The 14,012-nt window shown below is 72.7% G+C and carries 10 protein-coding genes, 2 pseudogenes and 1 other annotated feature; of the genes and pseudogenes, 6 read left to right on the forward strand and 6 right to left on the reverse strand.

What is annotated here, in order from left to right; genetic code table 11:
- A pseudogene (locus G9H72_RS14425) lies at positions 1–1,091 on the reverse strand (IS3 family transposase); the annotation flags it as partial.
- Positions 676–807: a sequence feature (AL1L pseudoknot), on the reverse strand. It overlaps the preceding pseudogene by 132 nt.
- A 51-nt stretch (positions 1,092–1,142) precedes the next feature.
- Between G9H72_RS14425 and G9H72_RS14430 the strand changes: the two are divergent.
- From G9H72_RS14430 to G9H72_RS14440, 3 genes and pseudogenes are all read left to right on the forward strand, one after another.
- Positions 1,143–1,361 (forward strand): annotated as a pseudogene (locus G9H72_RS14430) (ATP-binding protein); the annotation flags it as partial.
- Positions 1,362–1,755: 394 nt separating this feature from the next.
- Entirely contained in the window at positions 1,756–3,393 is a 1,638-nt protein-coding gene (locus G9H72_RS14435) for an FAD-dependent oxidoreductase (RefSeq protein WP_166172287.1), read from the forward strand.
- 502 nt (positions 3,394–3,895) lie between these two features.
- On the forward strand, positions 3,896–5,119 hold the full coding sequence (locus tag G9H72_RS14440) for a TolB family protein (RefSeq protein WP_166172289.1): 1,224 nt from the start codon (positions 3,896–3,898) through the stop codon (positions 5,117–5,119).
- An 83-nt stretch (positions 5,120–5,202) separates the two neighbouring features.
- Here G9H72_RS14440 and G9H72_RS14445 read toward each other — a convergent pair whose 3' ends face one another.
- The 4 genes from G9H72_RS14445 to G9H72_RS14460 form a co-directional block, all read right to left on the reverse strand.
- Positions 5,203–6,879 (reverse strand): sulfatase-like hydrolase/transferase, encoded by a 1,677-nt coding sequence (locus tag G9H72_RS14445; protein WP_166172291.1) that lies wholly within the window; start codon positions 6,877–6,879, stop codon positions 5,203–5,205.
- Positions 6,876–8,099 (reverse strand): sulfatase-like hydrolase/transferase, encoded by a 1,224-nt coding sequence (locus G9H72_RS14450; RefSeq protein WP_166172293.1) that lies wholly within the window; start codon positions 8,097–8,099, stop codon positions 6,876–6,878. Before G9H72_RS14450 ends, G9H72_RS14445 begins: the two co-directional genes overlap by 4 nt.
- A 225-nt stretch (positions 8,100–8,324) precedes the next feature.
- Complete coding sequence (locus G9H72_RS14455) at positions 8,325–10,082, reverse strand: metallophosphoesterase (protein ID WP_166172295.1); 1,758 nt, start codon at positions 10,080–10,082, stop codon at positions 8,325–8,327.
- 78 nt (positions 10,083–10,160) lie between these two features.
- Positions 10,161–11,012 (reverse strand): NmrA family NAD(P)-binding protein, encoded by an 852-nt coding sequence (locus tag G9H72_RS14460; protein ID WP_166172297.1) that lies wholly within the window; start codon positions 11,010–11,012, stop codon positions 10,161–10,163.
- Between the two features lie 82 nt (positions 11,013–11,094).
- On the opposite strand from G9H72_RS14460, the gene G9H72_RS14465 reads away from it, so the two are divergent.
- Together G9H72_RS14465 and G9H72_RS14470 are read left to right on the forward strand one after the other, a co-directional pair.
- The gene (locus G9H72_RS14465) at positions 11,095–11,811 is read left to right on the forward strand and encodes a TetR/AcrR family transcriptional regulator (RefSeq protein ID WP_166172299.1); all 717 of its coding nucleotides are present in this window, start codon (positions 11,095–11,097) and stop codon (positions 11,809–11,811) included.
- 16 nt (positions 11,812–11,827) lie between these two features.
- The gene (locus G9H72_RS14470; protein WP_166172301.1) at positions 11,828–12,277 is read left to right on the forward strand and encodes a hypothetical protein; all 450 of its coding nucleotides are present in this window, start codon (positions 11,828–11,830) and stop codon (positions 12,275–12,277) included.
- Between the two features lie 19 nt (positions 12,278–12,296).
- On the opposite strand, the gene G9H72_RS14475 is transcribed toward G9H72_RS14470, so the two are convergent.
- Positions 12,297–12,758 (reverse strand): SRPBCC family protein, encoded by a 462-nt coding sequence (locus G9H72_RS14475; protein WP_166172303.1) that lies wholly within the window; start codon positions 12,756–12,758, stop codon positions 12,297–12,299.
- A gap of 130 nt (positions 12,759–12,888) precedes the next feature.
- On the opposite strand from G9H72_RS14475, the gene G9H72_RS23070 reads away from it, so the two are divergent.
- Positions 12,889–14,012 (forward strand): methyl-accepting chemotaxis protein (locus tag G9H72_RS23070; RefSeq protein ID WP_166172305.1); only part of this gene is annotated, 1,124 nt, incomplete at its 3' end.

Here is a 14,012-nt window from a genome sequence, read left to right on the forward strand (position 1 = left end):
GCCGGCGGTCGATGAGCTCGGTATTGTAGAGCCCGATCGTGGACTCCATGAGGGCGTTGTCCAGCGCGTCGCCGACGGTGCCGATCGACCTGGCGATGCCCGCGTCACGCAGCGCCTCGGTGAATGCCAACGACGTGTACTGGGAGCCCGCGTCCGAGTGGTGCAGCAGCCCGGTCGCGGCGAACTCCGCGTTGGGCGGCGGCGGGTGAACAGCGCCTGCTCGAGCACGGCGGTCACGAGCGGCGTCGCTTCCGTGGTGGCGCCGCGCCAGCCGAGGATGCGCCGGGAGTAGACGTCGGTGACGAACGCGACGTAGACGAACCCGGCGAGCGTCCAGCAGTAGGTGAAGTCCGCGACCCACCACTGGTCCGGCCGCGTCGGCACGGCCCAGCCGCGCTTGACCAGGTCCGGGTGCCGCGCGGCGGTGTCGTCGCGCCGTGTTGACACCGTGCGGTGGCGGCCGCGGCGGGCGCCCTCGACAGCGACGATCTTCATCAGCCGGGCGACCTGGTCGCGGCCGATGTCGCGTCCGGCTCGGCGCAGTGCGTGCCAGAGCTTGCGCGCCCCGTAGAGAGACCGGTTCGCGGTGAAGCAGTCCAGCAGCGCGTTCGCGGCGTGGGCGTCGTCCCACGCCGCGAACGAGACAGGGCAGGCTTTGGCGGCGTAGTAGGTGGCCGGGGCGATCGGCACGCCGTGCTCGCTCAGCGTGCGGCAGATCGGGTCGACCCCGTGCTCGTGCTTGTGCGCGTCGATGTAGTCGACGATCACTTGAGTCGGCGGTCGACCTCCGCCGCGGCGGAGAACGCCGACGCAGTCCTCAGGATCTCGTTCGCGCGGCGCAGCTCGGCGTTCACCTTGCGCAGCGCCTTGAGCTCCTCGGCCGCTTCTGTCGTCACGCCGCGGCGCTCGCCGGCGTCGACCTCCTCGCGCTCGATCCAGTTGCGCAGCGTCGCGGGGTTGATGTCCAGCAGCCTCCCGACGTGGGTGCGGGCCTGGAGCTGGGACTCGACGGGGTTCTCACGGCGCCGGTCCCGGTACATCCGGACCGCCCGCTCCCGGGTCTCGTCGTCGAACTTTCGCGGTGCAGGCATGCCAGCAGTCTCCTTGCCGGATCAACGCCTCCACCAGACCCAGGGCGCATCAAGCTGGTCTCCGCCCGCTACGAGCGCGCCAGCTTGACCGTCACCAGCAACAAGCCGTTCGGGCGCTGGGGCGAGGTGTTCGGCGACGACGTTGTCGCCGCCGCAATGATCGACCGGCTCGTCCACCACGCCGACGTCATCGCCCTCAAAGGCGACTCCTACCGGCTGCGCGACCGCGACCTCGGCCGCACCCCGCCACCAGCCCCAGAGCAGGACTGACACCAACATGACCACCCCAAGGGGGTCCGTTTTCACCCGTCGCCAGAGGGTCCGTTCTCCGCTGTCGATGACACAGGAAAGTGCGCGAAGCCGAAGTGTCTCTCGACGTAACTGGGTCAGGAGCCGGGCTGCTGCCACCGCAGCAGAACTTCCACTGCGCTCCCTCCGGGCCTACCTTGTGGTCCGTAGTGCTGGACCCGGTTAGGGCGGACGATGCTGCGTCCAGCAGGCGCCAAAGCGGCGACCGACTTTTGCTCAACCAGTTAGTGCCCACGCGCGACGAACGTCAGTGGCGCCCGTAGTGACGTCGGGACGGTCACAGGCGGTGAGGTGACTGCGGCGGTTGGACGTCCTAAGATCAATTTCGCTACAGCGCGTCGACGAAGGGTTCGTCGTGATCAGTTCGGCCGAGCTTGCTCGCATCCCCCTGTTTGCCGAGCTTGCACCTGACCTGCTGGCGCTTGTCGCGCGTTCGGCAGAGGACGTGGTGCTGCGTCCTGGTGAGTTCGTCGCCCACGAGGGTGACGAGCGGGCGCTGTTCGTGGTGGTGGAGGGTGAGGTCAACCTCATCAAGGAGATCAACGGCGTCGAGCGGGTCATCGGGCCACGCGGACCCGGTGAGCTCTACGGCGAGGTGCCGGTGATGCTCAACATGAACCTTCCGGCGAGCTGCGTCGCGGTCGAGCCGTCGCGGGTGCTGCGCATCGACGTCCAGACCTTCTTCACCCTCGCCGCCGCGGCTCCCACCGTGGCAGCGGCGGTGGGAGCCTTGGCGCAGGGCCGGATCTCGGGGCTGCGCGAACTCGCGGCCGAGCCGGCCGTTCCAGAGATGACCCTGGTCGCTCCACAGGCCAGCCCTCAGGTGCACCGGGTGCAGACGTTCCTCGACCGCAACCGGGTGCGCTTCGAGACGGTCAACACCGCTGACCCGGCGCATGCCGACGAGCAGCGGGTGCTCGCGGGCTCGTTCGTCGTGCGCCTCGCCGACGGGTCCGAGCTGGTCGATCCCACGCTCCGCGATGTGGCGGCGGCTGGCGGCCTTGCGGTCGCGCCAGCGCACGAGGACTACGACGTCGTCGTCGTCGGGGCCGGTCCGACCGGGTTGACGGCTGCGGTGAACGGCGCGGCCGAGGGGCTACGCACCCTTGTCGTCGAACGCTTCGCTCCGGGGGGCCAGGCGGGCACGTCGACGCGGATCGAGAACTACACCGGGTTCCCCTTCGGGGTGTCGGGCGACGAACTCGCGACCAAGGCGCTGCGCCAGGCCCGAAGGCTCGGTGCCGAAATCGTGGTCACCCGCGACGTCGAGTCGTTGGACCCGGACGCCGGCTGCCTCATGCTCGACGGCGACATCAGGATCCGGGCGCGGGTCGTCCTGCTCGCCTCAGGCGTCGAGTGGCGCCAGTTGGCCGTCGACGGCATCGACCGCTTCGTCGGCAACGGGGTCTACTACGGCGCTGCGCGCAGCGACACCGGCCTGGCTCACGGACGCGACGTTCTCATCATCGGCGCCGGTAACTCTGCCGGCCAGGCGGCGCTCTTCTTCTCCAGGCACTCGCGGTCGGTGACGATGTTGGTTAGGGGCGAGTCACTCGCCTCGAGCATGTCGCACTACCTCATGGAGCAGATCCGCGTGAACTCGCGTATCAGCGTTGAGACGCGGTCTGAGGTCGCCGCGGTGCACGGTACCGAGCTTCTGGAGTCGGTAGACGTCGTCGATCGACGACTCGGTGGCATGCAACGCCGCGACGCCTCGGTCATGTTCGTCATGATCGGGGCCGACGCCCGCACTGGTTGGCTCCCCGACGCGGTGGCCCGCGACGTCAACGGCTACGTGCTCACCGGGCTTGCGGCGCGTGAGTCAGCCCTCTGGCGGCAGGCGCGCGACCCGTTCGCTCTCGAGACGACGGCGCCGGGCGTCTTCGCCGCGGGGGACGTGCGCGCCGGCTCGGTGAAGCGCGTGGCTTCGGGTGTCGGAGAAGGAGGCATGGCCATCGCCTTCGTGCACCAGTACCTCGCCCGGTTAGGCTGAGCTCTGCGACGGCGGCGCCGCGCTCCCGTGCACGCACGCGAGTGCACATGCGCCCACGGGCAGTGCACGAGACGAGGCTGCCCCTCCCGCGTTGTTCGGATCTTGCGCTCATCGGTGGTCCGGTGGTCCAAGACTCGACGTACGGCGGTGGCCCGCCGAGCTGTTGTCGAGTGCCCGGCGGGGATGCGCTCCTATCGGCTGCCCGCGGCGGGTTGGCGTGGCTCTCACATGACATGCGCCTCGTCGGGCACCGCCCGACGAGGAGTGGCTCAAGAGGGGTTTGACCCAGCTCATGACAGCGTTGCCCTCCTCCGTCGACACAGCGTTTCCCTCGTCACGCAGAGGAGGCGGAGCTCATGGGCCAGGTCATCATCGCGCGGAACGGAGCGAATGCTGTCGGATCGAGGGGTGGCGCGGCAGAGCCTTCCCCCGAGGATCTGCGCGTGGCAGATTGAGCCCGCACTGCGAACCACGGGGGATCGCGATGAGTGGAACACGGAGCATGCGCGCGCTCGCGGGCGCGACGTTGATGGCCGCCCTTCTGGCGCCGGCGACGTCCGCCGCGCCTGCCCGTGCTGACGCGACCGGTCTTCTCGCGCCGGCGAGCGCCCTCACGTCAGCCGCGACATCGACGGACGGCTACCTGCCCCGGGCCATGCCCAAGCCGCCCACGGACTCAACAGCCGTGCCCACGCTCGCGGCCTCTCCCATCACGCGAGGTCTCACGACCGCGCAGATCCTGGACTGGGACGACTCGGTCGTTTTCGACTACGCGACGGGGCAGCGGGTCACGGCCCCGCCACCGCCCGGTAGCCGCGGCGCCTACACGATCGAGTCGGGGGTCTACGACGCGTACGTGCTGGACGCGGACGGGACGGGGTGGCGCCGGCTGCCCGGCCGCGTGACACAGCAGCGTGGGCCGTACGCGCAGAACGCCTTTCCGGCGATCTCTCCCAGCGGCCGCGCACTCGCCGGTGGCGGGACGTTCCAGCGGCCGGCGCGGGTGCGCACGCTGACCCTGCGGACGGGGCAGCAGCGCGAGTACCGGCTCGGCACCTTCGGGACCACGTCGAACCTGCAGTTCTCCCCTGACGGCCGCTGGCTCGCGTTCGACCTGAGCCGCACCCGCCCGAACCGGCCCGCCACGCCGCACGACATCGTGGTCCTGGACCTGGCCACGGGAGACTTCCGCACCCTGCTCAGCGGCCGGACCGGCCCCTTCAGTTGGAGCCCTGACTCGCGACGGATCGCCGTCGCCGCAGGCGGTGGCCTGGCGAACGAGCTCCCCGGGCCGCAGCGACGCACGGTCGTCGTCGACGTCGCGACCGGAGGGCTGACGGAGCTCGCCAGACCGGGGGCCAGGGGCCAGAGCGCGCCCGTGTTCTCCGCGGACGGCCGGGAGCTGTGGATGCTCGTGCAGGACAAGGTGCGCTGGAAGGACGCGCGGCCCGCGCTCGCCGTCGTGCCGGTCGACGGCACCGCCGCTCGGCTCGTGCCGCTGCAGGGGGCCAGGACGAACTCGCCGTACGGGGTCATGGTCGTCGGACGGCGCGGCGACGCGCTGCTCCTCAGCGGGCCGCTCGACCTCGCCCGTCCCCTGCGCGGCGGTCACGGCCTCTCCGCTCTCTCGCCCCGGACGGGGCGCGTCCGGCCCTTCCTGGGTGACCCGTCGTACCCCGCCGGCCCCCTCGCCCTCACCGTGCTGGAGAAGGGCCAGCTGCGCTGACCCGGCGTACGCGACAAGCACCGCACCGAACGAGGGCCCGGTCACCGCGACACGGCGACCGGGCCCACCCGTAGCCGGAAGCGTCAGCCCAGCGCCGGGTAGTACAACGCCCGGTCGGCCTTGAGCGCGGCGTCGAACGCCTGCAGCCGCGCAGTCATGGCGGCGAGGACCTCCGGCTCGTGCTCGGACAGGTCGTAGCACTCCTCCGGGTCGGTGCGCAGGTTGTAGAGCTCCGGCATGTTGTCCGTGGCGTTCCAGTTGTAGAGCCCGGTGAACCGGGTCGGGTTGGCCACCCGGCGGACGTGGAGCTTCCAGTCGCCGTACCGGATCGCGTGCAGCGTGTTGGAGGAGTAGTAGGCCACGTCGACGTACGTGCTCACCGTGACGACGGCCGCCGACACGGCCGAGAGGATCGCGTCCCGCGCGGCGACGTCGTCGGCGTCGCCCTTGACCTGGTTCCTCGCCCGGGCGGCCAGCTGCTCGAGGTAGCTGACGGCGGTGCTCTCCCGGCCCTGCTCGACCGCCGTCTCCGCCCGGTCCAGCCGGTCGCGCAGGCCGGCGGCCGCCGTGACGGTGATCTGCCCCGAGGCGGAGTGCAGGTCGAGAAGCGCGCCGAGCTCGGCGAAGAAGGGCGGCTTCCGGCCGTCCTCGATCAGCGGAAGCAGGTTTCTGCCGTCGAGGGCCCGGTCACGGAGCGGGACTCCGGCCGCGGCGCAGAACGTCGGCAGGATGTCGGTGTGGGTCGTGACGCCTTCGTAGACCAGGCTTTCACCCGACATCACGGCCGGCCACTCCATGACGAAGGGGACGCGCTGCCCGCCCTCGTAGGTCTCGCCCTTGCGGCCCTTCAGGCCGCCGGTGTCACCCACCCACCAGGGGCCGTTGTCACTGGTGAAGACGACGACGGTGTTCTCCCGGACGCCGAGCTCGTCGAGCGCCTGCAGGATCTCGCCCACGAGCATGTCGATCTCCTCGACCGAGCTGCCGTGCGGGCCTCCGGCGCTGCCCTGGAACTCCGAGGCGACGGGCTCGTGCGGCTGCGTCGGCGCGACGTAGGCGAGGAAGGGCCGGTCGGCGTCCTGGCCGCGGATCCAGTCGGCCGCGTGCTGCATGACGGCCTTGTTGAGCCAGTTCTGCTCGTCACCGTTGCCGGCGTCCTGGCCGAGCGCTCCGGGATAGACGATGCGCTCCACGATCGTCCGGTCGTCGTACACGGGGACCGTCGGGTAGTCGTTGGAGTAGGGCGTGCCGAAGAAGCGGTCGAACCCGTGGTCCATCGGGTGGAACACCGGGTTGGACTCGGGGTCGCCGAGGTGCCACTTGCCGAACATCGCCGTCGCGTAGCCCGCCGTGCGCAGGTACTCCGGGAGCGTGGTCTCGGCCGGGGAGAGGCCCTGCGCCTGGGCGGGGTTCAGCACGTTGGGCATGTTCACCCGGGGCGGCCAGGCCCCCGTCAGCAGCGCCGCCCGCGACGGCGTGCAGAGCGGGCTGCCGGCGTAGTGGTCGGTGCAGCGGATGCCGCGCTGCGCGATCCCGTCGAGGTTCGGGGTGTCGATGTACGGCGCGCCGTAGCTGGCGAGGTCGGCGTAGCCCTGGTCGTCGGTCATGATCAGGACGAAGTTGGGGCGGCTGCCGGCCGCCGCGGACGGCTGGGCGGCCGACGCGGGGCCGGAGGCCAGGGCCGGGCCGAGGGTCAGCGCGCCGGCGGTGACGGCCGCGCCCTTGAGAACGGCACGGCGGGTCAGGTCGTGCTCGGTCATGCCGCACCTCCGGCAGCGCGTTGGGCCGCCTCGGCGGCGACTTCTTGTCGTTCGGCCAGCAGGGCCGGCAGCAGCTCGTCGACGAGGGCGGGGTACTTCTCGGCCACGTTGAACGCCTCGCGGGGGTCGACGGTGACGTCGAACAGCTGCGGCATGTAGGTCCGGGAGTCGGGCCCGTAGCGGTAGTGCAGCTTCCACTTCCCGCTGCGCATGGCGTTGAGGTACTGGTTGTAGAACAGGAAGACCGGCCCCCGGGCGGGAGCGACGCCTCGGGTCAGCAGCGCCGACATGTCCTGCCCGTCGACGTTCTCCGGCGGTTGCACTCCCGCGAGCGTGCACAGGGTCGGCATGATGTCGAGCAGCGACCGCGGGGTCTCGTCGACGAACCCGAGCGTGCGCCCGAGCCAGGAGGCGATGAACGGGACGCGCACGCCGCCGTCCATCACCTCGGGCTTGCGGCCCCGACGGCTCTGGGTGCTGCCCTCGTAGCGCGGGCCGTTGTCGCTCGTCACGACGACGAGAGTGTCGTCGTCCCGGCCCAGCCGTCGCACCTCGCCGATCAGCCGCTCCAGGTGCCGGTCGATCGTCTCGACCACGTCGCCGTAGCGGCCGGCCCGCGAGCGGCCGGCGTAGTCCGGGTCGGGGGCGGAGGGGAAGGCCGGGCCCAGGTGCGACAGCACCGCCAGGAAGGGCGTACGCGCACCCAGGCCGGCGAGGAAGTCCTCCGCCGCCTCGGTGACCCAGCGTGACGCGAGCGCGAGGTCCATGTCCGGCGCGGTCGCGGACCGGCCCTCGTACCACGCGAGCGGGGTGACGTCGGTGCCGTAGAGCGACCCCGCGAAGGTGTCGAAGCCCCGGTCCAGCGGGTGCTGCCCCGCCCCGGAGCCCAGCCGCCACTGGCCGAAGAACCCCGTGGCGTAGCCGGCCTCCTGCAGCAGGGCGGCGACGGTCGGCACGTCGGCCGGAAGGCCTCCCTGGACGCCCGGGCGCACCGACTCCGGGACCGAGAACCGGGCGCCGTACCGCCCGGTCAGGATGCCCGCCCGGGCGGGGGAGTCCGTCGACGCCGGGGTGTACATCGACGTGCACAGCACGCCCGTCTCCGCGAGCCGGTTGCACATCCGGGTACGGACGAGCTCGCCGCCGTACGCGCCGAGGTCCCCGATCCCCAGGTCGTCGAGCAGCACCACCAGGATGTTCGGTCGCTGCGTGCTTGCCATACGCATCCCTTCCGGGTGTCGGCAGCAGGTGTCGGGGCGGGCCGCCGTGGCTCGACGCCCCGCCCCGAGGCGTCGGTGCCTCGCCCTGCGGCTGCTCGCAACGCTAGGGCCCGAGCCATCGCCGCGGAAGCCCGGTGGTGACCGCGCGTCACCTGGTGAGACAGGCACGCCGCAGCCCCGCCCCGCACGACGGCGGGACGGGGCTGCGGCCCGGGCAGGCGTGGGTCAGCCGAGGTCGACCGTCTCCGCGACGTCCATCGCGCTCAGCAGCTCGCCGAGCGAGCCGGCCGCGGCGACCAGCTCACCGCGTACGGCGACGTCGTCCGCGTCGCCCTTGACCTGGTTGTGCGCCCGAGCGGCGAACTGCTCCACCGCCGCCAGCGCGCGCTGCTCGCTGCCTGCGTCCAGCATCCGCGCGGCCCGGTCGAGCCGCTCCTGCAGGGACGCGGCCACGTGCGGCGCGAGCCGGCCCGCCTCGACGAGCGAGCCGAGCCGGGAGGTGAGCCGCGCGACCCGCTGCTCGGCGGGCACGACGAGGTCGAGGGCCTCGAGGTCGAGCGCCGCGGTGGTGACGTAGGTGCCGCTCCACGGCCGGTAGACGTAGCTCGTCATCGCGTCGGCCGTGGTGTCGAACTGCACGATCCGCGTCGGGTTCTCCGTGCGGTCGTGCAGGGTGGTGTTGATGGCGGCGACCTTGTTGCCCTTGTCGCCGGTCATCGCCCGGTAGGCCCACTGCCCGGTGTGGCCGGACAGGATGAACCGCACGTTCGCGTGCCTCTTCAACGCCTGGTCCCACAGGAACTGCGGGCTGTTCGCACCGTAGCCGCCGTTCGTCTGGTAGACGCTGCCGTCGCCGGTGAGGAACGAGTGCGTGTTCACGATGACGTTGTGCTCGGGGTGCGCGGCGAGGACGCGGTCGGCCCAGCGGATCATCTCCGTGCGCGGCCACAGCTCCAGGTGCAGCACCAGCCAGTCGACGCCGCCCGCGGCGAAGGTGGTGTACATGTTGTCGACCTTGCCCGGCTGGAAGGCGCCGCGCAGGTTCTCCACGTGGTCGACGCCGAAGTACGCGTTGAACGTGTCGGTGATCCGCTGGTTGGCGCGGGTGTCCTGACCGGGACGCGCGCTGCCGCCGACGTCCGTGGCCATCGTGTCGTGGTTGCCGATCGCGAACGAGAACGGGATCCCGGTCCGGTCGAGGATGTCGACCCCGGGCTTCGCCTTCTCGTACTGCTCGTGGTCCGGGGTGTCCCAGTCGACGACGTCGCCGGTGTGCGTGATGTAGCGCAGGTCGAGGGCGTCCTCGTTGTCCGCGAGCCACTGCGCCCGGTGGGTGAAGACGTTGTTGACCTTGTTGACGTGGACCTCGTGCTGGGTGTCGGGGATGACGGCGATCGAGAACCGCCGGTCGGTCCCGGACCAGAAGGCGACCCCGACGTAGCGGAAGCCGTCCGCCTCGAGCTCCTTGCGCTGGCCCTTGGTCACCGCGAAGCGCTGCTGGCCGTCGGACTCGCGCACCAGCTCGTGCACCGCGTCGAGGCAGCCGTGCTCGGTCGCCGAGGCGTAGAACGCCGGCGCCTCGGTGAGCGCGTAGCCCTGCTGCTGCAGCTGGGCGATGCGCGTGGCGTCCAGCGCGTACGCCGTGCGCCCCGTCTGCCCGTGCACCAGCGTGCGGACCGGCGCGGCCCCGTCGGCGGCGGTGGCGGCGGCGAGGAACACCACGCCGTCGTCGTCGGTGTAGCCGCGCGTCGCCTGGGCGGCGTCGGCCTCGGCGCGCGAGGTGGTCAGCAGGCTGTCGCCGCGGGCGTCGAGCCGCAGGTGCACGGCGTCGTCCAGGGCGGCGCACACGTCGGCGGGGGCGTCGGCGGCGAGCGCGAGCGGGGCCGGAAGGGCGAGGAGCCCGGTGGCCAGGGCCGTGCCGAGGGCGATCCGGCGGGCCCGGCCGGGCGGGCGGGAAGCGGTGGGCAGGTGCGGGGTTGGCATGGCTCGAGGCTCATGACCGGATCTGAACGGATACCGACGCGAAGGGCACGTGTCGCCGAACGCTGGGCGGCGCGACGCCTAGCCCGCCGGCATCAGCGCGTGCCGTACCGTCCGGGGCTCCCGCCCCAGCAGCTCGCCCAGCAGGGGGTCGGTGCCCGCGAAGAACCCGGCGCGAGCGGCTTCGTAGATCCCGAGCGTGAAGCGCGCGCGGAACTCCGGCTGCCCCCCGGCCACCTGCGCGGCGACCCATGCCTCGGCGTCCACGACGACGGCCTCGACCGGGCGCCCGGCCAGCTCGGACGCGACCTCGGCGACCTCGGCGAACGTCGGGGCGGCGCCGGCGGTCAGGGTGACCGCCCCGTCGTACGCCGCCCGCGAGGCGAGGACGGCCGCCGCGGCCTCTGCGACGTCCTGGCGCGCGGTCCAGGACACCGGCCCGTCGGCGGGGACGGGGATGCGGCCGGTCTCCCGCCACGGCCCGGCGAGGAAGGCCAGGCTGTGGGCGTAGAAGCCGTTGCGCAGCGCGGTCCATGCCAGGCCGGAGTCGGCGAGCAGCTGCTCCGTGCGCGCGTGGTCGCGGGCCGGGGCGAAGGGCGAGCTCGGCGCGGCGCCCTGGTGGCTCGTGTAGAGGACGCGCCCGACCCCCGCCCGGACGGCGGCGTCCACGGCGTTCCGGTGCAGCGCGACGGCGTCGGCGGCGGGGTCGCTGGCGGAGACGAGCAGCAGTTGCTCGGCACCGGCGAAGGCCGCGGGCAGCGAGGCCGGGTCGGCGTAGTCGGCGCGGCGGACCTCGATGCCGAGCTCGGCGAGCCTCGCGGCCCGTGCGACGTCGCGCACCGCGACGGCGATCTCGTGCGCGGGGACGCGGCGGAGCAGGGCGTGGACGGTGGCGCCGTTGAGGGCGCCGGTCGCGCCGGTGATGACGATCATGCTGGCCTCCTGCTATCAGTGCTAACGCGGGCAAGGTAGCAGCGGAATCACAGTGATAGCAAGACCGCGTTATCGTCGTTACGTGAGTGAGCAGCCCCGCCGCCGGCCCGACACCTCGGCGCGCATCGTCGAGGCGGCCGCCCGGCTGCTGCGCGAGCACGGCCCCACCGCGGTGACGACCCGCGCGGTCGCGGACGCGGCGGGCGTGCAGGCGCCGGCGATCTACCGCGCGTTCGGGGACAAGGACGGGCTGCTCGAGGCGGTCGCGGAGCACGTGCTGGCCGGGCAGGTGGCCGCCAAGGCGGCGACGGTGGAGGCGGCGCGGGCGGAGGACGCCGACCCGGTCGAGGAGCTGCGCGCCGGCTGGCGGTCGCAGATCGAGTTCGGCCTGGCCAACCCGGCCCTGTTCCGGATGCTCAGCGACCCGGACCGCGCCCTGCGGTCGCCCGCCGCCCGCGCCGGGCGCGACGTCCTGGCGGCGCGCGTACGCCGCATCGCCGAGGCCGGGCGCCTGCAGGTCCCCGAGCAGCGGGCGGTCGACCTCGTCCAGGCCGCCGGCGTGGGCACCGTCACCACCCTGCTGGCCACCGCGCCCGAGCGCCGGGACCCCACCCTCGCCGAGGCCATGCTCGACGCGGTGCTCCGCGAGGTCCTCGTCGGCCGGCCGGCCCCCACCCGGCCGGGGCCCGCCTCCGCGGCGGTGGCACTGCGCGCCCAAGCGCACGCGCTCGACGTGCTCAGCGCGGCCGAGCGTGCCCTGCTCGCCGAGTGGCTGGAGCGGGTGGCGCACGCCCGGTAGGGCTTATCGTCGCCGCATGCGCACTCGACTCGCGGGGGCGGTCGTCGGCACGCTCCTGGCCTCCGGGCTCACCCTGCCTGCTCCGGCGTCCGCGACGACCGGCGCGACGACGCCGAAGGTGTACGACTGCCCGCGCGAGCGGCCCACCGTCAAGCCCCGGGCCTTCACCCTCGACTGCGCGGAGGGTTGGGCGGGTCTCGACCGGATGCGCTACTCCTCCTGGGACGCGCGGGCGGCGCAGGGCCGCGCCCGGTTCACGGTGGTGCTCGACCCGCACTGGGACGACGACTGCTCCTGCATCACCGGCAAGGAGACGCACTATCCGGTGACGGTCCGGTTCGACCAGCCGAAGCAGCGCCGCGGCGTCCTCGTCTACACCCGCGTGTCGGTCACCTTCGGCAACTCCCAGCTCAACCGCCGCTTCGACCACCTCAAGGCCTGGCCGGTCAGCCAGGACAGCCTCTAGCGCTGAGCCGGCCGCGCGCTCAGCCTCCGACGTACGCCGCGAGGTTCGCCAGCGACGAGGCCAGCCCCACGGCGTGGTCGGCGGCGGAGATCCCGTCCGGCACGCCGTCGGCGCGGACCGAGACGAGCGTGCCGCCGTCCGCCGGCGCGACCGACCAGGTCATGGCCATGGTCCCGGCGAAGGCCGGGTCGTCGGCGACGAAGTCGACCTCCTGCACCAGGCGCTGCCCCGGCACGAGGTCGACGATGCGCGAGTCGACGACGTCGGTGCCCGCGGTGGTCTTCCCGGTGCCGCTCGTGGGGTCGTCGTACGAGAGCACGAGCCGGTACCACCCGCCCGGACGTATGTCGGCGTGCTCGAACCGGCCGCTCATCCCCTCCGGAGGCAGCCAGGCAGCGAGCGCTGCGGGGTCGACGAGCGCCGCGAACACCTGCTCCGCGGGCGCGGCGACGTGGCGGGAGGCGCTGTCGGTGCGAGGCACGAGGCCACGCTAGGGCCTGGTTTGTTCCCGCGTCTGCTGTGACGGCCGCCACGCATTCCCTTCAGAAGTTGTCTAGATGTCCCGATGGGAGGAGGACCGTCGGCGCCGCCGACCGACCCGGGAGAGAAGCGTGAACCGTCCCACCGCCTCCATCGGCGCGAAGCTCGCCGCCGTCGCCGGCGTCGGGGTGCTGGCCACCGTGACGGTGGGCGCCGTCGCCGTCCTCGGCGCCGAGCGCATCGACGACGAGCAGACCACGCTGAGCGCGATCCGCGACGCCCGGGCCAACGTGCTCCGGCTGGACACCCGGGCCAGCGAGCTCAAGGTCGACGCCTACAAGGCGATGGTCCGCCCCGACCCGGCGGCGCAGAAGAGCGAGCTGGCCGACGACGTCGCCACGGCTCAGGAGCTGCTCGGCAAGCTCCCGCCGGTGGAGGTGCTCCCCGCCGTCACCGGCGAGCGGGTGGCCGCGCTGGAGAGCGCCTACACCGGCTACTTCACCCAGATCGAGGCCGTCGTCGACGGCGCGATCACCGACGGCGCCGCCGCGCGGGCGTCCTACGAGGACGTGCAGACGGCCAACGACGCGACCGACGCCGCTGTCGGGGCGGCCCTCGAGGCGATGGACGTCGACGTGGCTGCCGCCGAGGCCCGGGTCGACTCCGCGGTCGCCGGGGTGAAGCGCACGACCACCATCACCTTCCTCCTCGCCGTCGTGCTGCTCGGCGGGATCGCCTGGCGGGTCGCCCGCGGCATCATCCGCCCGCTGCGTCAGACGGTCCAGGCCCTGGACGCGCTCGCGCAGGGCGACCTCACCGGCACGGTGTCGACCCGGTCCAACGACGAGATCGGCCGCATGGCGGCTGCGCTCGGCCGCGCCCAGGACGGCATCCGCGGCCTGGTCCGCTCGGTGTCCGCGTCCGCGGACGGGCTCGCCGGCGCCGCTTCCCAGCTGTCCGGCGCGGCCGGGCAGATCTCCGCCGCCGCGGCCGACTCCTCCGCCCAGGCCGAGTCCGTCGCCGGCACCGTCGAGCAGGTCTCGCGCGGGGTGCACACGGTGGCCGCCGGCTCGGAGGAGATGGGCGCCTCGATCCGCGAGATCGCCCACAACACCAACGAGGCGGCGCGGGTGGCGGCCGAGGCGGTGTCGGTGGCCGAGACCACCAACGCGACCGTCAGCTCGCTGGGCGACTCCTCCCGCGAGATCGGCGATGTCGTCAAGGTCATCACCTCCATCGCCGAGCAGACCAACCT

Source organism: Motilibacter aurantiacus, assembly GCF_011250645.1.
Lineage (GTDB): Bacteria > Actinomycetota > Actinomycetes > Motilibacterales > Motilibacteraceae > Motilibacter_A > Motilibacter_A aurantiacus.

Coding starts and splice junctions, on each gene's coding strand:
- G9H72_RS14440 (WP_166172289.1), top strand. CDS start 3,896: ATGCGCGCGCTCGCGGGCGCGACGTTGATGGCCGCCCTTCTGGCGCCG.
- G9H72_RS14445 (WP_166172291.1), bottom strand. CDS start 6,879: ATGACCGAGCACGACCTGACCCGCCGTGCCGTTCTCAAGGGCGCGGCC.
- G9H72_RS14450 (WP_166172293.1), bottom strand. CDS start 8,099: ATGGCAAGCACGCAGCGACCGAACATCCTGGTGGTGCTGCTCGACGAC.
- G9H72_RS14455 (WP_166172295.1), bottom strand. CDS start 10,082: ATGCCAACCCCGCACCTGCCCACCGCTTCCCGCCCGCCCGGCCGGGCC.
- G9H72_RS14460 (WP_166172297.1), bottom strand. CDS start 11,012: ATGATCGTCATCACCGGCGCGACCGGCGCCCTCAACGGCGCCACCGTC.
- G9H72_RS14470 (WP_166172301.1), top strand. CDS start 11,828: ATGCGCACTCGACTCGCGGGGGCGGTCGTCGGCACGCTCCTGGCCTCC.